This is a genomic window from Serratia sp. C2(1) (genome assembly GCF_036352655.1).
Classification (GTDB): Bacteria; Pseudomonadota; Gammaproteobacteria; order Enterobacterales; family Enterobacteriaceae; genus Serratia; species Serratia inhibens.
On sequence record NZ_JAZFBA010000006.1, the window covers coordinates 247,126 to 266,979 of the forward strand.

Consider the following 19,854-nt stretch of genomic DNA (forward strand, 5'->3'; position numbering starts at 1 on the left):
ATGCGAAAGGCCAGCAACGATGCTGGCCTTTTTAGTGGGCTTAATATGCTAAGCCCTTAGTTGCTGGAATAACAACGCTCCAGCTTGGAAGACGACGGGTATTTAGCCTGCCACCGCGATACGTTTCATATCCGTCATATAACCACGCAGTTTGCGGCCAACGGTTTCGATTGGGTGATTGCGCACCGCTTCGTTCACGTCACGCAGTTGCGCGTTGTCTACCGAAGTACCGGCTACGGATTTACCCAAATCACCGGCCTGCAGAGTTGTCATAAACTCTTTCAGCAACGGCACTGCGGCGTTAGCGAACAGGTAGTTGCCGTATTCAGCGGTATCGGAGATAACCACGTTCATTTCATACAGACGCTTACGCGCGATGGTGTTGGCGATCAGCGGCAGCTCGTGCAGTGATTCGTAGTAAGCGGATTCTTCGATGATGCCTGCGTCAACCATGGTTTCGAACGCCAGCTCAACGCCTGCTTTCACCATAGCGACCATCAACACGCCGTTATCAAAGTATTCCTGCTCGCTGATTTTGCCTTCGAACTGAGGCGCATTCTCGAATGCCGATTTGCCGGTCTCTTCGCGCCAGTTCAGCAGTTTTACGTCGTCTTCTGCCCAGTCGGCCATCATGCCGCTGGAGAAAGCGCCGGAGATGATGTCGTCCATGTGTTTCTGGAACAGCGGCGCCATGATCTCTTTCAGTTGCTCGGACAGCGCATAAGCGCGCAGCTTGGCCGGGTTGGACAGGCGATCCATCATCAGGGTGATGCCGCCCTGCTTCAGCGCTTCAGTGATGGTTTCCCAACCGAACTGAATCAGTTTTTCTGCGTAAGCCGGCTCGGTGCCTTCAGCAACCAGTTTGTCGAAGCACAGCAGCGATCCCGCCTGCAGCATGCCGCACAGAATGGTTTGCTCGCCCATCAGGTCGGATTTCACTTCGGCAACGAAGGAAGACTCCAGCACACCGGCACGGTGGCCGCCGGTCGCGGCTGCCCAGGCCTTGGCGATCGCCATGCCTTCGCCTTTCGGGTCGTTTTCCGGGTGAACCGCAATCAGGGTCGGCACGCCGAAACCGCGTTTGTATTCTTCGCGCACTTCGGTACCCGGGCATTTTGGCGCTACCATCACTACGGTGATGTCTTTACGTACCTGCTCGCCCACTTCAACGATGTTGAAGCCGTGAGAGTAGCCCAGCGCCGCGCCGTCTTTCATCAGCGGCTGCACTGCGCGAACCACTGCGGTGTGCTGTTTGTCCGGCGTCAGGTTAACCACCAGGTCCGCCTGCGGGATCAGATCTTCGTAGGTACCGACTTTGAAGCCGTTCTCGGTCGCTTTACGCCATGAAGGACGTTTCTCGTCGATAGCTTCTTTACGCAGGGCATAGGCAACGTCCAGGCCCGAGTCGCGCATGTTCAGCCCCTGGTTCAGGCCCTGTGCGCCACAGCCGACGATCACCACTTTTTTGCCTTTCAGGTAGCCGGCTTCATCCGCAAATTCGTCGCGCGCCATAAAGCGGCATTTACCCAATTGCGCCAACTGCTGACGCAGGTTCAATGTGTTGAAATAGTTAGCCATGGTAGAGCTCCAGTTAGATGTTGTGTCGATTTAGCTTATCGATGTTATTTTCATTCCCCGCCCTGTCTGTGCGGAGATTCGTTAAACTCAATGTATAACAGGAAACGCGTTGCTTAAATTGATATATTACGAATGTGATATTGCAATTTATGCAACACTCTTGCTGCGAGCGTATCGATATGGATTTACGTGATTTAAAACTGTTCCTCCATCTGGCGGAAAGCCAGCATTTTGGCCGTACCGCCAAGGCGATGCACGTCAGCCCGTCGACGCTTTCCCGCCAGATCCAACGGCTGGAGGAGATCCTCGGGCAACCGCTGTTTTTACGCGATAACCGCACCGTGCAGCTCACCGATGCCGGTGAACAGCTGAAAGAGTTTGCCCAGCATACACTGTTGCAATACCAGCAGCTGAAGCATTCTCTCGGCCAGCACGGCCCTTCGCTAAGCGGCGAATTGCGGCTGTTTTGCTCGGTTACCGCCGCCTACAGCCACCTGCCGCCGATCCTCGACAGGTTCCGGGCGCAACATCCCTTGGTGGAAATCAAGCTGACCACCGGCGACGCCGCCGACGCGGTCGATAAGGTGCAGTCCAACGAAGCCGACCTCGGCATTGCCGGCCGACCAGAAACCCTGCCCACCAGCGTGGCGTTCACTAAAATCGGCGAAATCCCGCTGGTACTGATTGCGCCGGCGCTCCCCTGCGCGGTCCGCAGCCAGGCGTTTGCCGAGAAACCCGACTGGGCCACCATTCCGTTTATCCTGCCTGAGCACGGCCCGTCGCGAAAACGCATCGAACTGTGGTTCCGCCGCCAACGCATCGCCAATCCGCTGATTTACGCCACCGTCGGCGGTCACGAGGCCATTGTCTCGATGGTAGCGCTGGGCTGCGGCATTGCGCTGATCCCCGGCGTGGTGGTAGACAACAGCCCGGAACCGGTGCGTAACCGCATCTCGCAGCTGGAAAATATTTCGATGGTCGAGCCGTTTGAGCTGGGCGTTTGCGTACAGAAAAAACGCCTCGGCGATCCGCTGATCGAGGCTTTTTGGCACCTGCTATAAACGGGCGAAAATCTTTAAAACGAAACCCCTGCGTTCAAACGTGAACGAGTGGAATGCCAAGATAAAAATACCCTATGGATTTCAAGTTGCAGGTAACAACGCTGCAACTTGAAAGACGGCGGGTATTCATAAATCAGCCGGATCGATTTGCTTCATCGTTTCCACCTGCATCAACCAGTGATACAGCGGCTCAAGCTGTTGGAAACCCTGCGTCAGCGTCTGCACCAGATCGGCGCTGAACAGCTTTTCTACCTGGCTGTCGCTGGCCATCACCGCGAAAGATTTGCGGTTGTACCAGGTGGCGATCTCCGCCCCCTGCTCTTTCACCAGCGGGCGCTTGTAGCTTTCCCCTACCAGCTCGAACGGTGGCCGGCAGCAGGCCGCTACCTCTAAAAACGGCTGTGGCCGGCGCTGCAGCGTATGGCGGAACAAATCCATCGTCGGCTTGTTGGCGCTGTAATAACCCAGCCCATAGCGCAGCATATCCGGACCCAGTTCGAAGAAGTATACCGGCGCGTCCTTCCAGTCTTTGCTTGGTCGTTTGAACGTCAGCCACATGCGGCTGCGATAACGCGATTTGTCATGAGAAAAACGCGTGTCGCGATGGATACGCGACAACGTTTTACCGATCGCCGGCCGGGTTTCAAACTGCGGATCGATCGCCAGCATGACCGGGCTAAGCTCGGCCACCAGCGTACGAAACGGCGTCAGCAGCTCCCGCTCGTAAACGCCACGATTGGCCTCAAACCAGTCTTTGTCGTTCTCGATACGCACCTGTTGCAGAAAATTCAGGCCCTGCTGGCTGAAACCGGTGAAACTGTCTGTCATACGTCGTCCTTGTCGGTTCCCTTAACCCTGCAAGAAAAAGCGGAACGCCGGGTTATCGGTTTCATCGTGGCAATCGTAGCCCAACGCCTGCAAGTGTTGCTCAAACTCGGGTTCGGTCTGCGACAGCTCGAAGCCCGCCAATACGCGGCCAAAATCGGTGCCGTGGCTGCGATAATGGAACAGCGAGATATTCCAGTGGGTGCCCAAGGTTTGCAGGAACTTCAGCAGCGCGCCCGGCGACTCAGGGAATTCAAAGCTGTACAGGCGTTCGCGCAGTGGCTTCGAAGGACGCCCGCCCACCATGTAGCGCACATGCAGCTTGGCCATTTCGTCATCGGACAGATCCACCACCTGATAACCGTCGGCGTTGAGTTCATCGATGATTTCCAGCCGTTCGGCATGGCCGCGCGTCAGGCGAACACCGACGAAAATGCAGGCATTATCCGCATCGGCATAGCGGTAGTTGAATTCGGTCACCGAGCGCCCACCCAGCAGTTGGCAGAACTTCAGGAAACTGCCTTTCTGCTCTGGAATGGTCACCGCCAGCAGCGCTTCACGCTGTTCGCCCAATTCGCAACGTTCGGACACGTAACGCAATCCGTGGAAGTTCAGGTTGGCACCGGACAGAACGTGCGCCAGGCGCTCGCCCTGAATATTGTGCTGCTGCACGTACTTTTTCAACCCCGCCAGCGCCAGCGCGCCGGATGGCTCGGCAATGGCGCGCACGTCTTCGAACAAGTCTTTGACCGCCGCACAGATGGCATCGCTGTCGACGGTGATCACGTCGTCCAGGTATTCCCGGCACAGGCGGAAGGTTTCGTCACCGATGCGTTTCACCGCCACGCCTTCGGCAAACAGCCCGACGCGCGCCAGATCCACCGGATGTCCGGCATCCAGCGCCGCCCGCAGGCAGGCGGAGTCCTCCGCCTCCACGCCGATCACTTTGATTTGCGGCATCAGTTGCTTGATCAGCACCGCCACGCCGGCCGCCAGACCGCCACCGCCAACCGGCACGAACACCCGGTCAAGATGCGCGTCCTGCTGCAGCAACTCCATCGCCAACGTGCCCTGCCCGGCAATCACCGTGGGATGATCGAACGGCGGTACGAAGGTCATGCCCTGTTTCTGCGACAGCTCAATCGCCCGCGCCTTGGCTTCATCGAAGTTGGCGCCATGCAGCAGCACTTCGCCGCCGAAACCGCGCACCGCATCCACTTTGATGTCCGCGGTGGAAACCGGCATCACGATCAGCGTTTTGATCCCCAGCCGTTTGCCGGAGTAGGCTACGCCCTGCGCATGGTTACCGGCGGAAGCCGTCACCACGCCGCGCGCCTTTTGTTCTTCGTTCAGGCTGGCGATCATCGCATAGGCCCCGCGCAGCTTGAAACTGTGCACCGGCTGACGATCTTCACGCTTCACCAGAATGGTATTACCCAGTCGCGAAGAGATTTTACTCATGGCCTGTAACGGGGTGACCTGAGCCACCTCGTAAACCGGCGAGCGGAGCACCGCTCGCAAATACTCCGCGCCGCCGGGGGCGTCGGATAGGGGTTGTGATACCGCCATGATGCTTAGCCTCCCAGCTTGCTCTTGTCGCGCACTGCGCCTTTGTCGGCGCTGGTCGCCAGGGTGGCGTAGGCACGCAGGGCGTAGGAAACCTGACGCTCGCGATTCTTCGGTGTCCAGGCGCGATCGCCGCGCGCCAGCTCAACCTCGCGGCGTGCCGCCAGTTCGCTGTCTGCAACGTCCAACACCATGCTGCGTTTTGGAATGTCGATGTCGATCATGTCGCCATCTTCGATCAGGGCAATCAGGCCGCCGCTGCCCGCCTCCGGAGAAACGTGGCCGATAGACAGGCCCGAGGTGCCGCCGGAGAAGCGCCCATCGGTGATCAGCGCACAAGCTTTGCCCAGCCCCATGGATTTCAGGTAGGTCGTCGGATACAGCATTTCCTGCATGCCCGGCCCGCCTTTTGGCCCTTCGTAGCGGATGACCACCACGTCGCCGGCAACCACTTTACCGCCGAGGATCGCTTCCACCGCCGTATCCTGGCTTTCGTAGACTTTCGCCGGGCCACGGAAGGTCAGGTTATCTTTGTCGACGCCGGCGGTTTTAACGATGCTGCCGTCGAGTGCCATGTTGCCGTACAGCACGGCCAATCCGCCTTCCAGGCTGAACGCGTTTTCCAGCGAGCGGATACAGCCCTCTGCGCGGTCGTCGTCCAGCGTATCCCAGCGGCAATCCTGCGAGAACGCCTGAGTGGTGCGGATGCCCGCAGGGCCGGCGCGAAACATTTTCTTCACGGCTTCATCTTTGGTCAGCATGATGTCGTACTGTTCCAGCGTTTCCGACAGCTTCAGACCCAGGATGTTATCGACGTCGCGATTCATCAGCCCCGCGCGGTCCAATTCGCCGAGGATCGCCAGTACGCCGCCGGCGCGGTGCACGTCTTCCATATGGTATTTCTGGGTGCTTGGCGCCACTTTGCACAGGTGCGGCACCTTGCGCGACAGGCGATCGATATCCGCCATGGTGAAATCAATCTCGCCTTCCTGTGCCGCAGCCAACAGGTGAAGTACGGTATTGGTCGAGCCGCCCATGGCGATATCCAGCGTCATGGCGTTCTCGAACGCCGCCTTGTTGGCGATGCTGCGCGGCAGCGCGCTTTCGTCGTCCTGCTCGTAGTAACGTTTGGTCAGGGCAACGATGCGCTTGCCGGCGTTGAGGAACAGATCCTTACGGTCCGCGTGGGTCGCCAACAGCGAGCCATTGCCCGGTTGGGACAGACCCAGCGCTTCGGTCAGGCAGTTCATCGAGTTGGCGGTGAACATGCCGGAACAGGAGCCGCAGGTCGGGCAGGCGGAGCGTTCGATTTGCGCGCTGTCGGCGTCGCTGACGTTCGGGTTGGCGCCCTGGATCATCGCATCGATCAGATCCAGTTTGATTATCTTGTCGGACAGCTTGGTCTTGCCGGCTTCCATTGGGCCGCCTGAAACGAAAATCACCGGAATATTGAGGCGCAGTGACGCCATCAGCATCCCCGGGGTGATTTTGTCGCAGTTGGAGATACACACCATCGCATCGGCGCAGTGGGCATTCACCATGTATTCAACCGAGTCGGCGATCAGTTCGCGCGACGGCAGGGAATAGAGCATGCCGCCGTGGCCCATGGCGATGCCGTCATCCACCGCAATGGTGTTGAATTCTTTGGCGACGCCGCCGGAGGCTTCGATCTGCTCTGCAACCAGTTTGCCCAAATCGCGCAAGTGCACGTGGCCCGGCACGAACTGGGTAAATGAGTTGACCACCGCAATAATCGGCTTGCCGAAATCGTCGTCGGTCATCCCGGTCGCGCGCCATAATGCGCGGGCACCCGCCATATTGCGGCCGTGGGTGGTGGTGGCGGAACGGTACTTAGGCATGCTCTTCACTCCAAATGTATTCATTACAGGCGGCGAACGAACCGCCTGGGTATTTATTCTTGTCTGTCTGTCGTTTTACCCTATGGATTTCAAGCTGCAGCCAACAACGCTGCGGTTTGAAAGGCGGCGGGTAGAGTCGTTATTGGTTTACCGGGTCCAACCAGCCGTACTTGTCTTCGGTCTTGCCGGTAAACAGGCCAAAGAACGCCTGTTGAATTTGTTTGGTTATCGGGCCGCACTTGCCGATACCGACCTGGATGCCGTCAACGCTGCGCACCGGGGTGATTTCCGCTGCGGTGCCGGACATGAACACTTCGTCGGCCAGGTACAGCGACTCGCGCGACAACACCTGCTCGCGCACTTCGAAGCCCATGTCTTTCGCCAGTTTGATAATGGCGTCACGGGTGATGCCCGGCAGCGCGGAAGAGGTGAACGGCGGGGTAAACAGCACGCCGTCTTTCACTTCGAACAGGTTCTCGCCCGCGCCTTCGGAAATATAACCGTGCACGTCAAGCGCAATCCCTTCCTGATAACCGTGGCGGCGCGCTTCGCTGCCCACCAGCAGGGAGGAAAGGTAGTTACCGCCGGCCTTGGCCGCCGTTGGAATGGTATTTGGCGCCACGCGCTGCCAGGAAGAAACCATCGCATCGATACCTTGATCCAGCGCTTCTTCACCCAGATACGCGCCCCAAGGAAACGCCGCGATAATCACGTCGGTTTTGTAACCGGCCGGCGGGTTAACCCCCATGCCGACGTCGCCCACAAACACCAGCGGACGGATATAAGCGCTGACCAAATTGTTTTTACGCAGCGTGGCGCGGCAGGCCTCCATCAGCTCATCGACGCTGTGCGATACCGGCATGCGATAAATCTTTGCCGAGTCGTGCAGACGCTGCATATGTTCGCGGTGGCGGAATACCACCGGGCCTTTATGGGAGTCGTAGCAACGGACTCCTTCAAACACCGAAGTGCCGTAGTGCAACGCATGCGACATCACGTGCACTTTGGCGTCAGCCCAGGGAACCATCTCACCATTGAACCAAATGTAATCGGCTTTCTTCGTCATTGTTCTTTATCCTTCTCGCGCCTCAGGCGCGTATTTGTTGTGATGTTGGTTGCTGGATCTCAACGCAGGAGACGTCCATCAGTTTGCTTAACTGTGATGACAGTAGATCCACCGGGCGCTGGCTGGCAACGGTCAATTCAATATTAATATTGTCGGCATTCACCGCTGAAACCATATTCATAGCACAAACCTGAAAGCCGCGATGACGCACGACGCGCAATACGCGCTCTAACATTTCAGGGCGGAAACGGGCCTGGATTGAGAGTTGATGCTGCATCATGACATTTTCTCCAACATGGTTTCGTTGCCGGCGCCCGGCGGCACCAGCGGCCAGACGTTTTCGAGTTCATCAATGGACACGTGCAGCAGATAAGGCCCTTCGCTGTTGAGTAAGGCATCGAGGGCGTCTGCCACCTGGTCTTTGCGGGTAATGCGCTGGCCGGGGATACCGAAGGCATTGGCCAACATCAGGAAATCGGGGTTATCGGACAGGTTGGTTTCGCTGTAACGGCCATCAAAAAACAGCTGCTGCCACTGTCGAACCATGCCTAAACGCTGGTTATCCAGTAAGACGATTTTCAGCGGCAGCTGTTTTCGTTTTATGGTACCCAACTCCTGCACGTTCATCATGAAGGAACCGTCGCCCGATACGCAGATCACCGTGTCCTGCGGCCGCGCCATTTGGGCCCCCACCGCAGCCGGCACGCCGAATCCCATAGTGCCCAGACCGCTGGAGGTGATGAAGTTTTCCGGACGTTCGAAGGTCATGTGCTGCGCGGTCCACATCTGGTGCTGGCCCACATCGGTGGTCACCACCGTATTGGCCGGTTTGCGCTCGGACAACTGTTTCAACAACAACGGCGCGTAGATCGGTTGGCCTGGGTGATCGTAACGCCAGGTATGGGTTTCTTTCAGCTCAGCGACCCGCCGCTGCCAGGCGCTGATATTCAGCGGCTGTTGCAGAGCCGGCAGCAAAGCTTTCAAATCGCCCTGCAATGCCACGTGCGCCTGACGCAGCTTGCTCATCTCCGCCGGGTCGATATCCATATGAATCACCTTGGCATGCGGCGCGAACGCGTTCAATTTGCCGGTCACGCGATCGTCAAAACGCGCGCCGACGGCGATCAGCAAATCGCATTCCTGCACCGCCAGATTGGCGGCCTTGGTACCGTGCATGCCCAGCATGCCGAGATAATAGGCATGTTCCGCGTCTGGCGCGCCCAGCCCTTTCAACGTGGCCACGCTTGGCATCTGGGTCACGGCGATAAACTCGCGCAGCGCCGGCACTGCCTGCGCCATGCCAACTCCGCCGCCAACGTACAGCATAGGTTTGTGCGCCTGCGCCAGCAGTTCAGCGGCTTGCGTCAGCTCTGCCGCCGGGTAGTTCAGCTCGTCCACTACCGGTATCAGGTGCGGGTGCAGCTCACCCTGTGCCAGCTGGATGTCTTTCGGGATATCGATCAGCACTGGGCCTGGGCGACCACTGCCGGCAATGGCGAAGGCTTCCGCCATGATGCCCGGCAGCGCGTCCAGTGATTCCACCAGAAAGCTGTGTTTGGTGCAGGCCAGAGACAGGCCGAGAACATCGATCTCCTGAAAGGCATCGGTGCCGATCAGCGCAGAACCTACCTGACCGGTGATAGCCACGACCGGCACAGAGTCCAGCAGCGCATCCGCCAGGCCGGTGATCAGATTGGTGGCGCCAGGGCCGGAGGTAGCGATACAAACGCCGACTTTACCGGTCGAACGGGCATAGCCGATAGCGGCCATTGCGGCACCTTGCTCGTGGCGGCACAGCAGGTGTTCCACCCCGCCGTCATACAGCGCATCGTAAACCGGCATGATTGCGCCACCCGGATAGCCGAATACCGTATCAACTCCCTGCGCACGCAACGCTTGTACTACCCACTGAGCCCCATTCATGGTTATTTCCTCGCCTTACTTCGACAACTGCGGGATTTTGTTCTGTTATTCATTCTCTTATCCTTAATCCACTTTTCTTATGCCAATAAAAAACCCCCGGACCTTACGGTGCGGGGGTTCTCTTGCGATTCCGGCTTGTTTTCTAAGCCTTTCTTCGTCCAAGTGCAGCCCCGCACGGTGGGATAATAATCACCACCACGCTAATCACGACTAGGCTAATCACTTGGGCAAAGGCTTTCATAATAGGTTTGTTCACTGTGCTCGTTTCGAACTAATGCCTACAGAGGTACCATAGTCACGCTCGGCATGACAACACTTTTTTTGCGTTATTATTCGACGCAATCTGGTCATACCTCGCGCAAACTACCGCGATTTCAAACGTTAGCATGCAGGCTTGGGGTGTTCACCTCGCCAGAGATTGCCTTGCCCCGCGTATCCTTGCCGAAGAACACCAGCAATGCGATCGTTATCGCCACCGTCCCGGCAATGATCGCCATCGCCAGCCCGTAGTTATGGCCGTGGTGGGCGGCAATCGTCGCTTGCAGCGTTGCGTTCACCGAAGCGATCAGATTGCCCAACTGGTAAACGAATCCCGGCAACACCGCACGAGTGTTGGCCGGTACCAGTTCGGTGAGATAAGTAGGCACCACGCCCCAGGCCCCCTGCACCATGAATTGCATCAAGAACGCGCCAATCCCCAGCATCAGCGAACCGCTGGAAAACGCCCACAGCGGGATCACGGGCAAGGCCAGCAACGCAGCGATGATAATCGCTTTCCTGCGGCCAATTTTTTCCGATAGCGCGCCGAAGAAAACCCCACCGATAATTGATGCGATATTGTAGCTAATAGCGATGATACTGACGGTTTTAGCATCGAAACCGTGCTGAACTTTCAGGAACACCGGATACATGTCCTGAGTGCCGTGCGAGAAGAAATTGAATGCCGCCATCAGCAATACCAGATAGCCGCACAGTTTCCAGTGGCTCTTCAGCACCGGCAGCAACGCGCTGCTTTCCTTGCGTTCACGCGCCGCCAGCCACACCGGCGATTCCTGTACGCAATAATAAATAAACGGCAGCAGTAAAATCGGCGCTGCGCCGATCACAAACATGCCACGCCAACCCACCACCTCAAACAGCAGGCCGTACACTATCGCCGCCAACAGATACCCGAACGGATAGCCAGCCTGGAAGATCCCCGACATCAGACCGCGTGAACGATCCGGGATGGTTTCCATCGCCAGCGATGACGCCACGCCCCAGATCCCGCCCATCGCCACGCCGTACAATACCCGTAGCAGCAAAAAGACCGTCAGCGACGGCGCCGCAGCAGACAGCAGTTCAAACACCGAGAAAAAGACGATATTCAGCATCAAAATCGGTTTGCGGCCGTATTTTTCCGCCGCGCGGCCAAAGATCAGCGCACCGATCGGGCGAACGGCCAGCGTCAACAGGATCGCCAGCGTCACCTCCTCCATGCCGACATGGAAGGATTGCGCGATATCGCTGAGCAAAAACACCAGCACGAAGAAATCGAACGCATCAAGCGTCCAGCTTGAAAAGCTGGCGATAGCCGCATTGCGTTGTTGCGGGGTCCAACCAAACATAGTGTTATCCCTACCCTAGAGTACGAAGTCATGAGATTTAGCGGCTGCCGTGGCGGAACGCGTCGGCGGTCGGAGTTTGTTAACGAAGTGATTTTTATTTTAATCAATTGTTAAATACACCCGTTACCCCTCCGGCCGCAACAAAGTTAGCCTGCTAATGTGTTGCAGCATTCGCGTAATTGTTAAGAGGTATTGCCTCCCTCCTTGCGATGTACTTCGCAAAATATTGCTAACCCTTTGAAATAAAAAATCTACATTGCGGCTTTGTGCGCAGAACCCTTAACGCTACCGCGCCTCGGCGGCCCTAATCCCGCATCATGTTGCCTTCAGCAAGGAGAGCAATATGTCACTGGCGGTTATCTATACCCGGGCAACGATGGGCGTTCAGGCCCCTTCGGTGACGGTAGAAGTGCATATCAGCAACGGGTTGCCCGGCCTGACCATGGTCGGTCTGCCGGAAACGACAGTGAAAGAAGCCCGCGATCGGGTACGCAGCGCGTTGATCAACAACGGTTTCACCTTTCCCGCCCGACGCATCACCGTCAATCTGGCACCGGCCGATCTTCCCAAAGAGGGCGGCCGTTACGATCTACCGATTGCCCTGGCGATCCTCGCCGCCTCCGAACAACTGCCGGCCGATCAGCTGGCGCGCTACGAGTTCCTCGGGGAGCTGGCGCTCTCCGGCGCTCTGCGAGGAGTAAGCGGCGCGATACCCGCCGCGCTGGCGGCGATGGATGCAGGAAGGCAACTGATTCTCGCGGCGGCCAATGGTAAGGAAGTCGGCCTGATTGCGCAGAGTGAAACCCGGGTGGCGGAACACCTGCTGGACGTGTGCGCCTTTCTGTTGGGCAAAGGTGTTTTACCGGCGGCCAGTGCCCCAGCCGCTGCCGAAACCCGGCAGGAGCCTGCCGATCTGCAGGATATTCTGGGCCAGGAGCAGGCCAAGCGTGCGTTGGAGATCGCCGCCGCAGGGGGGCATAACCTGTTGCTGGTCGGCCCTCCGGGTACCGGGAAAACCATGTTGGCCAGCCGTCTCAATGGCCTGCTGCCGCCGCTGACCGACCGGGAGGCCCTGGAAAGCGTGGCCGTAGCCAGCCTGCTGCATCACCCTGCTGAAACGCTGCCATGGCGCCAGCGGCCATTTCGCGCACCGCATCACAGCGCCTCAATGGTCGCGCTGGTCGGCGGTGGCTCACTGCCGCGGCCGGGTGAAATCTCCATGGCGCACAACGGCGTACTGTTTCTGGACGAATTGCCGGAATTCGAACGGCGCGTGCTGGATGCCCTGCGTGAGCCGCTGGAATCTGGCGAGATCGTCATTTCACGCGCCAGCGCCAAGGTCTGCTTCCCGGCCAGGGTGCAGTTGATCGCAGCAATGAATCCCAGCCCGACAGGACACTACCAAGGCATGCATAACCGTGCGTCGCCGCAGCAAGTCCTGCGCTATCTCGGGCGGCTTTCAGGGCCGTTTCTCGATCGTTTCGATTTATCGATTGAAGTGCCGTTGCTGCCGCCAGGCGTTCTCAGTAAAAAGCGCGCCGGCGGAGAAAGCAGCATTCAGGTACGGGAACGGGTATTGCAGGCGCGTGAGAGGCAGCTCTGCCGGGCAGGGAAAATCAACGCCCTGTTGAGTAATCCCGAAGTCGAGCGGGATTGTACGCTTAGCGCAGCGGACGCCGATTTTCTTGAAACTACGTTAAACAAGTTGGGATTATCGGTTCGCGCCTGGCAACGAATTTTAAAAGTGGCACGTACGCTGGCGGATTTGGCAGGGGATCGGGATATTGATAAGCGCCACCTGAGCGAAGCGCTTGGTTACCGTTGTATGGACCGCTTGCTGTTGCAGCTGCACCGCAGCCTGGAATAGAAATGGGGCCTAAAGGCCCCATCGTTATCAATCGTCGCTTTCGGTGTAATCTTCCACCGCATCAGCCTGCGGCTTGCCACCGGACAGGGTATGGAATTTTTTCGGGCGACGTGTACGCGCCAGATATTTAGCCCATACTTTTTCCTGGTCGGTTACCGGCTCACGCTCACCGTGGCACACTGCGACGAACAGCTGTTCTTCTTCAGTGGCCGGCTGACGTTTGCCTGCGTCCAGCTCGTTGAACGCATACCCGAAGCGCTCTAGCAATTGCGCTTCTTTAATGGTGAAATCGCCGTGACGGGAGAACCCGCGAGGATAATGTTTATTATCAAAAAAACGATTGGTCGTGGTGAAGCTATCCGCCATCTGACACGCTCCTAATTCTCTCATGGCCGTGCTGTTTATGGCGCGGAGTATTAGATAGGCTTGACATTGTGTAAAACAAAACATTTAAATCTTAACGATAAAAATTTCTGGAGACAGGTGTGGATACCGAATTACTGAAAACCTTTTTGGAGGTCAGTAGAACGCGTCACTTTGGCCGAGCCGCGGAATCCTTGTACTTAACGCAGTCTGCGGTCAGTTTCCGCATCCGCCAGTTAGAAAACCAATTAGGCGCGAATTTATTCACCCGTCACCGTAACAATATCCGCCTGACGCCCGCCGGAGAGCGGCTCCTGCCCTATGCTGAGAGCTTGATGACAACCTGGCAGTTGGCAAAAAAAGAGGTGGTGCGTTCGCTGCAGCATACCGAGTTGTCCATCGGCGCCACCGCATCTTTGTGGGAGGCCTACCTAACCCCGTGGTTGCAATCGCTCTATCAACAACGTGAGGCGCTCCAACTGGAAGCCAGGGTTGCACTACGGCATTCTTTGGTAAAACAGCTGCATGAGCGACAGCTCGATTTGCTCATCACTACCGAGCCGCCAAAGATGGATGAGCTGGCCAGCCAGCTGCTGGGAAATTTCTCGCTGCGGCTATTCTCTTCCACCCTACGTGTTCAGCATGCGCCGATGCCGTATATCAAGCTGGAATGGGGAGCAGACTTTCATCAGCAAGAAAGCCGCATGCTGGAAGGTGATAATCTGCCGGTGCTGACCACCACCTCGGCGCACCTGACCCGCCAGTTACTGGAAACCACCGGCGGCTGCGCCTTCCTGCCCAGCCAGTGGGAGAAGGACTACCCGCAGTTGGTCGCCGCCCCCGAGATCCCGGCGATTATCCGCCCGCTGTATGCTGTGTGGCTGCAAAATAGCGACCAGCAGCCACTCATCCGGCAATTGCTGAAAATACCTTTAAACACCGCAGCCTAAGACGCTATAACGGCTTCAACCGCGGATGGCGTGGTTTGGTTCGTCTGTTGAGCCAAAACGCGCTCATCGCCTTCTGGAGGCCGATAAAGCAGAACAGCAGGATACCGATGACAATTTTGGTCCACCAGGAGCTAAGCGTACCGTCGAAGGTGATATAGCTCTGAATCAACCCCTGAATCAACACGCCAAACAGCGTGCCCAGCACGGTACCGACACCACCGGTCAGCAACGTACCGCCAATCACCACGGCGGCAATGGCATCCAGCTCTACACCGCTGGCTGCCAGCGCATAGCCTGCAGAGGTGTATAACGAGAAAATAATCCCTGACAGCGCCGCCAGCGTGCCTGAAAGCATATAAATCAGCACAGTGGTGCGCTGCACCGGTACACCCATCAATGCCGCAGACACCCGATTACCGCCGATGGCATAGACGTTATGGCCGAAGCGCGTGCGGTGTGCCAGCACCATGCCGACCACCACCACCAACAGCATCACCAGCGCTAACAGCGTGAATCGGCCGCCTCCCGGCAGTTTCCAGGCGTAGTTAGCCAGCGTCGCATACAGCGGATGATCAATGGGTATCGACTCTTCAGAAAGAATAAAACTCATGCCGCGCACGAAGAACATCCCAGCCAGAGTGATGATAAATGCCGGCAGCTTGAGCGCATCAATGATCCAGCCCATCAGAGCGCCAAACGAGGCCCCCATCAACAGAGCAATGACGAACGCATAACCCGGCGCAATACCGTAAACGCCGATCAGTTTGGCCAACAATACACCGGTGAAGGCGATCACTGACCCAACCGACAGATCGATACCGCCGGAAAGGATCACAAACGTCATCCCTACCGCCACTATGCCGAGAAACGCGTTGTCAGTCAGTAAATCGCACCACACCCGCGTTGACGCAAAGCTGGGGAACTGGGTGAGACAAAATCCGTAGCCCAGAAGAAAGACCACGAGAGTAATCAACAATGACAGATTACGTTTGATCATGGCTTCCGCCTCCTTAACAGCCGGTGCAACGACACGCTCGGCGATTGAACCATCAGCACCGCCAGCACCACTATCGCCTTCAGCACCAGATTGAACTCCGGCCGATAGCCGGACAGCAGAATACCGGTATTCATCCCCTGGATTATTAATGCCCCAATGACTGACAAAAGGAGGTTAAAACGCCCTCCCAGCAAGGATCCCCCGCCAATCACCACCGCTAAAATCGCATCCAGCTCCAGCCACAGCCCGGCATTATTGGCATCCGCGCCACGGATATCCGCCGTAACAATAACCCCGGCTACGGCGGCGCACAGCCCGCAGATCACATAGACTGCCATGACCACCCAGCGCGTGCTGACCCCCGCATTGCGCGCCGAACGCAGATTAATCCCCACGGCCTCGATAAACAGCCCCAGCGCGGTTTTGCGCGTCAGCAGCCAGATCAACAACAGCATCACGGCGGCAATGATCGCCGGCATCGGCAAATACATCAGCGCGCCGCTGCCCAACTGCGCCAGACCTTCGCGTTCGAAAGTGACGATTTGCCCTTCGGTGATCAGCTGTGCAATACCGCGACCGGCTACCATCAACATCAGCGTGGCGACGATCGGTTGTATCTGCAACACCGCCACCAGAAATCCGTTCCACAAGCCACATAACGCCCCCACGGCCAGCGCGGCGGCCAGCACGTAACCCAATGGATAGCCCGCGCTGGTCAGCGTTGCCGCCGTAGCACCGGCGATTGCCATCACCGCCCCTACGGAAAGATCGATACCCCCGGTGGCGATAACCAGCGTCATGCCCAAGGCAAGCAAGGCGACCGGCGCACCGCGGTTAACGATATCGATCACGCTGCCAAACAAACGGCCATCCTGAATGTGAATGGAAAAGAAATTCGGGGCGACCAGGCTGTCGATCAGCAAAATCGCCGCCAGCGCTCCCAACTGCGTCGCCCCGGCAGGGAATACCCATTTGACTTTGCGTGGTCCACCGGTCATGGAGAAGCTCCTGTGATTCATCCTGCCCCCTGTTGCACAGCAATCGCCTGCATAATTGCAGGCACCGTAATAGCCGCATGCTCAAGCTGCGTAACGTGTTTTCTGTCGCGCAATACCACGATGCGATCGGCATATCCCGCCAGCTCTTCCAGTTCAGAAGAAATCACCAGTAGCGCTAACCCTTCATCACACAGCCTTTCAATCAACCGAATGATTTCAGCATGCGCACCAACGTCAATCCCGCGCGTCGGTTCATCCAGGATCAGGAAGCGAGGTTTGGTTGCCAGCCAACGCGACAGCAGCACCTTCTGCTGATTCCCCCCGGACAGGTATTGGATCTGTTGTTCCGGCCCCGGCGTGCGAATACCCAACAATTGGATAAAACTCTCGGCAATGCGGGTTTGCTCTCGTAGCGAAAGCGGCTTTAACCAGCCACGCTGAGCCTGAAGGGCAAGAATGATATTTTCTCGCACCGTCGCGGCACCGATAATTCCGTCGGTTTTACGATCCTCCGGGCAATAACCGAAGCCGAGACTGGCAGCTTTGCGCGGCGTGCGAATATTCACCGCGCGGCCCTCCACTTTCGCACTGCCGCTATCATGCGATTTGATGCCGAATATCAGTTGGGCCGTTTCGGTGCGCCCCGAACCGAGCAGACCGGCCAATCCGACAATCTCACCCGGCCTTATTCTCAGATCGAAGGGTTCAACCATGCCGCGACGCCCGTAGCCGTTAAATTCGACCAGCGGAGACGCATCCGTCGGCGCATGCTCGCCCCGCTTGAGCAACGACTCGTCAAAGGCGTGACCGAGCATCATCTGGACCAACTCCAGCCGTGGCAAATCGTTGGCAGGCTTGGTGCCCACCAACTTACCGTTGCGCAGCACGGTAATGCGATCGCTGATGCGGTAAACCTGATCGAGGAAATGAGTGACAAAGATCATGCCTATCCCCTGCGATCGCAGCTGACTGAGAATATCCAGCAGCATGGTGACTTCTTTAGCATCCAGGCTGGCAGTGGGTTCATCCAGGATCAGAACTTTGGCTGAAAGATCGACCGCCCGGGCGATGGCGACAATCTGCTGGATCGCAATCGAATAATTGCCCAATGGCTGGCTGACATCCAGCTGCAACCCATAGCCCTGCAAAAGTTGCCGGGCTCTTCGCTGCATGCTTTTTTGATCGACCAGGCCGAAACGGGTCGGTTCGCGGCCGATAAACAAATTGGCAGCCACCGAGATATTCGCCAGCAGGTTAACTTCCTGATAAACCGTACCAATTCCCAACACCTGCGCCTGCGCGGTGCTTTGCGGCGCAATGGCTTTGCCCTCCAGCAGGATTTCACCGGCGGAACGCTGATAAACCCCGGTCAGCGCTTTTATCAGCGTGGATTTCCCCGCGCCATTTTCACCCAACAGCGCCATGATCTCTCCGCGCTGTAGAGTGAAATCAACCTCCTCCAGCGCCTTTACGCCAGGAAACTCGACGGATAATCCCTTAATCGCCAATAACGTGGTCTGCGATGCGGCCATCTTTTGTCCCGCCGGTGAGTGGATTAATAACCCATGCTTTTCTTCAGCTCAAATTCCTGTTTTGCGGTATCAGGCTGCAGCAGTTTCGATTCGGTCTGAATAAACTTCGCGGGTTGCGTGCCGTCTTTCTTCATCGCCAACAGCGCATCGAACGCCGGGCCGGCCATATTCGGCGTCAGCTCGACTGTCGCATTGGCCTCGCCGCTGATCATCGCTTTGAAAATATCGGGAACACCGTCGATAGAGACAATTTTGATTTGTGAACCTGGTTTCAAGCCGGCTTCTTTAATCGCCTGAATGGCACCTATCGCCATATCGTCGTTGTGCGCATAAACAGCGCAGATATTTTTGCCATTCTGCTCAGCCTTGATGAAGCTTTCCATCACCTCTTTACCCTTGCTGCGGGTGAAATCGCCGGATTGCGAACGAATGATTTTTACGTTGGCGGCGCTGGCGATACCGTCGGCAAAACCTTTCTTACGGTTGATTGCAACGCTTGAGCCCACAGTCCCTTGCAGTTCCACCACGTTACAAGGCTTGCCGGCCACCTCTTTTACCAGCCACTCTCCCGCGACTTTACCTTCATGCACACTGTCCGATGCCACTGCAGCGGTATACAGCGAGGGATCGTTCACCTCAATCATCCTGTCGAGCAGGAACACCGGGATTTTGGCCTCTTTCGCCTCTTGCAGCACCGGGGTCCAGCCAGTAGCAACAACCGGCGCAATGAAAATAGCGTCAACGCCCTGGGCAATAAAAGATCTTACCGCTTTGATCTGATTCTCTTGTTTTTGCTGCGCATCGGCGATTTTCAGCGTAATTCCGCGCTTTTCCGCTTCTTGTTTTGATACCTTGGTTTCCGCCGAGCGCCAGCCCGATTCAGAACCAATCTGAGAAAAACCGACGACCAGCGGTGCTGCCTGTGCCGTTCCGATCAATGCGCCTGTAATGGCGGCTGCTAACAGCAGACGTTTAACCATGTTGTTCTCCTCGCTTTGCACAGGGATATGACTCCCTCCGACAGGGGTTGTCGTTGTTGTATATGCTGCATATTTTTCTGGTGAAGTTGGCGCCTAAAGGGTCGGGCGCTAATTAGGTGTAGCTGAAAATCAGGCAGGAATAATGCGCGGCATCACATCGCGGCAGAACAACCATTTTGTACATGGATTCAGCTAAAAATGTCTAAATTGGGAACGATTTCAGAGGGGTTTTTAGGCAATCTTTCAGAAGGGTAACGGGGATTATAGAAATGCAGAAAGCAAAAAAAACCCTTCGCTTTCGCAAAGGGTTTTTAATATGGCAGGGGCGGAGAGACTCGAACTCGCGACACCCGGTTTTGGAGACCGGTGCTCTACCAACTGAGCTACGCCCCTAAATCTCGCTTAACATTATGCCTGCTAAAATTAGCAGGCATAATTTAAATAAGTGGCGGAACGGACGGGGCTCGAACCCGCGACCCCCTGCGTGACAGGCAGGTATTCTAACCAACTGAACTACCGCTCCACCGATTCTTTTACGTTGCACCTTTCGATGCCGGCAAAACCGCGCTTGGCGATCCTGCTCATTACCAGGTGTCATACTGATAACGTTTATTTGATGCCTGGCAGTGTCCTACTCTCGCATGGGGAGACCCCACACTACCATCGGCGCTACGGCGTTTCA

The 19,854-nt window shown here is 56.9% G+C and carries 17 protein-coding genes and 2 tRNA genes; 3 read left to right on the top strand and 16 right to left on the bottom strand.

Going from position 1 to position 19,854, the window contains the following annotated elements:
* Positions 1–102 precede the first annotated feature (102 nt).
* Positions 103–1,578, bottom strand: a complete 1,476-nt coding sequence (gene ilvC / locus V2S86_RS23775; protein ID WP_330764409.1) for a ketol-acid reductoisomerase — start codon at positions 1,576–1,578, stop codon at positions 103–105.
* Positions 1,579–1,757: 179 nt separating this feature from the next.
* Between ilvC and ilvY the strand changes: the two genes are divergently transcribed.
* The gene (gene ilvY, locus V2S86_RS23780) at positions 1,758–2,639 is read left to right on the top strand and encodes an HTH-type transcriptional activator IlvY (RefSeq protein ID WP_065506876.1); all 882 of its coding nucleotides are present in this window, start codon (positions 1,758–1,760) and stop codon (positions 2,637–2,639) included.
* Between the two features lie 126 nt (positions 2,640–2,765).
* On the opposite strand, the gene V2S86_RS23785 is transcribed toward ilvY, so the two are convergent.
* The 8 genes from V2S86_RS23785 to V2S86_RS23820 all read right to left on the bottom strand — a co-directional run bounded on the left by V2S86_RS23785 (position 2,766) and on the right by V2S86_RS23820 (position 11,485).
* A complete protein-coding gene (locus V2S86_RS23785; RefSeq protein ID WP_330764410.1) occupies positions 2,766–3,467 on the bottom strand; it encodes a DUF2461 domain-containing protein in 702 nt (233 codons plus the stop codon).
* A 21-nt stretch (positions 3,468–3,488) separates the two neighbouring features.
* Complete coding sequence (gene ilvA, locus V2S86_RS23790) at positions 3,489–5,033, bottom strand: threonine ammonia-lyase, biosynthetic (RefSeq protein ID WP_065506777.1); 1,545 nt, start codon at positions 5,031–5,033, stop codon at positions 3,489–3,491.
* Positions 5,034–5,038: 5 nt separating this feature from the next.
* Positions 5,039–6,889: a dihydroxy-acid dehydratase gene (gene ilvD / locus V2S86_RS23795; protein ID WP_330764411.1), complete on the bottom strand. Its 1,851-nt coding sequence runs from the start codon at positions 6,887–6,889 to the stop codon at positions 5,039–5,041.
* A gap of 139 nt (positions 6,890–7,028) precedes the next feature.
* A complete protein-coding gene (locus tag V2S86_RS23800) occupies positions 7,029–7,955 on the bottom strand; it encodes a branched-chain-amino-acid transaminase (protein WP_311995132.1) in 927 nt (308 codons plus the stop codon).
* A 22-nt stretch (positions 7,956–7,977) separates the two neighbouring features.
* The gene (ilvM, locus tag V2S86_RS23805; RefSeq protein ID WP_065506780.1) at positions 7,978–8,235 is read right to left on the bottom strand and encodes an acetolactate synthase 2 small subunit; all 258 of its coding nucleotides are present in this window, start codon (positions 8,233–8,235) and stop codon (positions 7,978–7,980) included.
* Positions 8,232–9,878 carry an acetolactate synthase 2 catalytic subunit gene (gene ilvG / locus V2S86_RS23810; protein WP_330764412.1) on the bottom strand — a complete coding sequence of 549 codons (1,647 nt, stop codon included), beginning with the start codon at positions 9,876–9,878 and terminating at the stop codon, positions 8,232–8,234. Before ilvG ends, ilvM begins: the two co-directional genes overlap by 4 nt.
* A gap of 142 nt (positions 9,879–10,020) precedes the next feature.
* A complete protein-coding gene (gene ilvL, locus V2S86_RS23815; protein WP_013814970.1) occupies positions 10,021–10,119 on the bottom strand; it encodes an ilv operon leader peptide in 99 nt (32 codons plus the stop codon).
* 133 nt (positions 10,120–10,252) lie between these two features.
* Complete coding sequence (locus tag V2S86_RS23820) at positions 10,253–11,485, bottom strand: MFS transporter (protein WP_330764413.1); 1,233 nt, start codon at positions 11,483–11,485, stop codon at positions 10,253–10,255.
* 343 nt (positions 11,486–11,828) lie between these two features.
* On the opposite strand from V2S86_RS23820, the gene V2S86_RS23825 reads away from it, so the two are divergent.
* Positions 11,829–13,352 (top strand): YifB family Mg chelatase-like AAA ATPase, encoded by a 1,524-nt coding sequence (locus tag V2S86_RS23825; RefSeq protein ID WP_330764414.1) that lies wholly within the window; start codon positions 11,829–11,831, stop codon positions 13,350–13,352.
* Positions 13,353–13,379: 27 nt separating this feature from the next.
* Here V2S86_RS23825 and V2S86_RS23830 read toward each other — a convergent pair whose 3' ends face one another.
* Positions 13,380–13,718, bottom strand: coding sequence for a DUF413 domain-containing protein (locus V2S86_RS23830; protein WP_065506784.1), 339 nt, complete (start codon positions 13,716–13,718; stop codon positions 13,380–13,382).
* 119 nt (positions 13,719–13,837) lie between these two features.
* On the opposite strand from V2S86_RS23830, the gene hdfR reads away from it, so the two are divergent.
* On the top strand, positions 13,838–14,665 hold the full coding sequence (gene hdfR / locus V2S86_RS23835) for an HTH-type transcriptional regulator HdfR (RefSeq protein ID WP_330764415.1): 828 nt from the start codon (positions 13,838–13,840) through the stop codon (positions 14,663–14,665).
* A 4-nt stretch (positions 14,666–14,669) separates the two neighbouring features.
* On the opposite strand, the gene yjfF is transcribed toward hdfR, so the two are convergent.
* From yjfF to V2S86_RS23865, 6 genes are all read right to left on the bottom strand, one after another.
* The gene (yjfF, locus tag V2S86_RS23840; RefSeq protein ID WP_202291894.1) at positions 14,670–15,662 is read right to left on the bottom strand and encodes a galactofuranose ABC transporter, permease protein YjfF; all 993 of its coding nucleotides are present in this window, start codon (positions 15,660–15,662) and stop codon (positions 14,670–14,672) included.
* On the bottom strand, positions 15,659–16,681 hold the full coding sequence (gene ytfT / locus V2S86_RS23845; RefSeq protein ID WP_330764416.1) for a galactofuranose ABC transporter, ATP-binding protein YtfT: 1,023 nt from the start codon (positions 16,679–16,681) through the stop codon (positions 15,659–15,661). The genes yjfF and ytfT overlap by 4 nt, the downstream gene beginning before the upstream one ends.
* Positions 16,678–18,192, bottom strand: coding sequence for a galactofuranose ABC transporter, ATP-binding protein YtfR (gene ytfR / locus V2S86_RS23850; RefSeq protein WP_330764417.1), 1,515 nt, complete (start codon positions 18,190–18,192; stop codon positions 16,678–16,680). The genes ytfT and ytfR overlap by 4 nt, the downstream gene beginning before the upstream one ends.
* A gap of 23 nt (positions 18,193–18,215) precedes the next feature.
* Complete coding sequence (ytfQ, locus tag V2S86_RS23855; RefSeq protein WP_065506789.1) at positions 18,216–19,172, bottom strand: galactofuranose ABC transporter, galactofuranose-binding protein YtfQ; 957 nt, start codon at positions 19,170–19,172, stop codon at positions 18,216–18,218.
* Positions 19,173–19,489: 317 nt separating this feature from the next.
* Positions 19,490–19,565 (bottom strand) — tRNA-Trp (locus V2S86_RS23860).
* A gap of 53 nt (positions 19,566–19,618) precedes the next feature.
* A tRNA-Asp gene (locus tag V2S86_RS23865) sits at positions 19,619–19,695 on the bottom strand.
* Positions 19,696–19,854: the final 159 nt, after the last annotated feature.

Bases quoted from the DNA above. Each gene is read 5' to 3' on its own strand.
- yjfF (WP_202291894.1), bottom strand. From the start codon at position 15,662: ATGATCAAACGTAATCTGTCATTGTTGATTACTCTCGTGGTCTTTCTT.
- ilvD (WP_330764411.1), bottom strand. From the start codon at position 6,889: ATGCCTAAGTACCGTTCCGCCACCACCACCCACGGCCGCAATATGGCG.
- V2S86_RS23825 (WP_330764414.1), top strand. From the start codon at position 11,829: ATGTCACTGGCGGTTATCTATACCCGGGCAACGATGGGCGTTCAGGCC.
- ilvM (WP_065506780.1), bottom strand. From the start codon at position 8,235: ATGATGCAGCATCAACTCTCAATCCAGGCCCGTTTCCGCCCTGAAATG.
- ytfR (WP_330764417.1), bottom strand. From the start codon at position 18,192: ATGGCCGCATCGCAGACCACGTTATTGGCGATTAAGGGATTATCCGTC.
- V2S86_RS23820 (WP_330764413.1), bottom strand. From the start codon at position 11,485: ATGTTTGGTTGGACCCCGCAACAACGCAATGCGGCTATCGCCAGCTTT.
- ilvG (WP_330764412.1), bottom strand. From the start codon at position 9,878: ATGAATGGGGCTCAGTGGGTAGTACAAGCGTTGCGTGCGCAGGGAGTT.
- ilvC (WP_330764409.1), bottom strand. From the start codon at position 1,578: ATGGCTAACTATTTCAACACATTGAACCTGCGTCAGCAGTTGGCGCAA.
- ytfQ (WP_065506789.1), bottom strand. From the start codon at position 19,172: ATGGTTAAACGTCTGCTGTTAGCAGCCGCCATTACAGGCGCATTGATC.
- ytfT (WP_330764416.1), bottom strand. From the start codon at position 16,681: ATGAATCACAGGAGCTTCTCCATGACCGGTGGACCACGCAAAGTCAAA.
- ilvA (WP_065506777.1), bottom strand. From the start codon at position 5,033: ATGGCGGTATCACAACCCCTATCCGACGCCCCCGGCGGCGCGGAGTAT.
- V2S86_RS23830 (WP_065506784.1), bottom strand. From the start codon at position 13,718: ATGGCGGATAGCTTCACCACGACCAATCGTTTTTTTGATAATAAACAT.
- V2S86_RS23785 (WP_330764410.1), bottom strand. From the start codon at position 3,467: ATGACAGACAGTTTCACCGGTTTCAGCCAGCAGGGCCTGAATTTTCTG.
- ilvL (WP_013814970.1), bottom strand. From the start codon at position 10,119: ATGAAAGCCTTTGCCCAAGTGATTAGCCTAGTCGTGATTAGCGTGGTG.
- V2S86_RS23800 (WP_311995132.1), bottom strand. From the start codon at position 7,955: ATGACGAAGAAAGCCGATTACATTTGGTTCAATGGTGAGATGGTTCCC.
- ilvY (WP_065506876.1), top strand. From the start codon at position 1,758: ATGGATTTACGTGATTTAAAACTGTTCCTCCATCTGGCGGAAAGCCAG.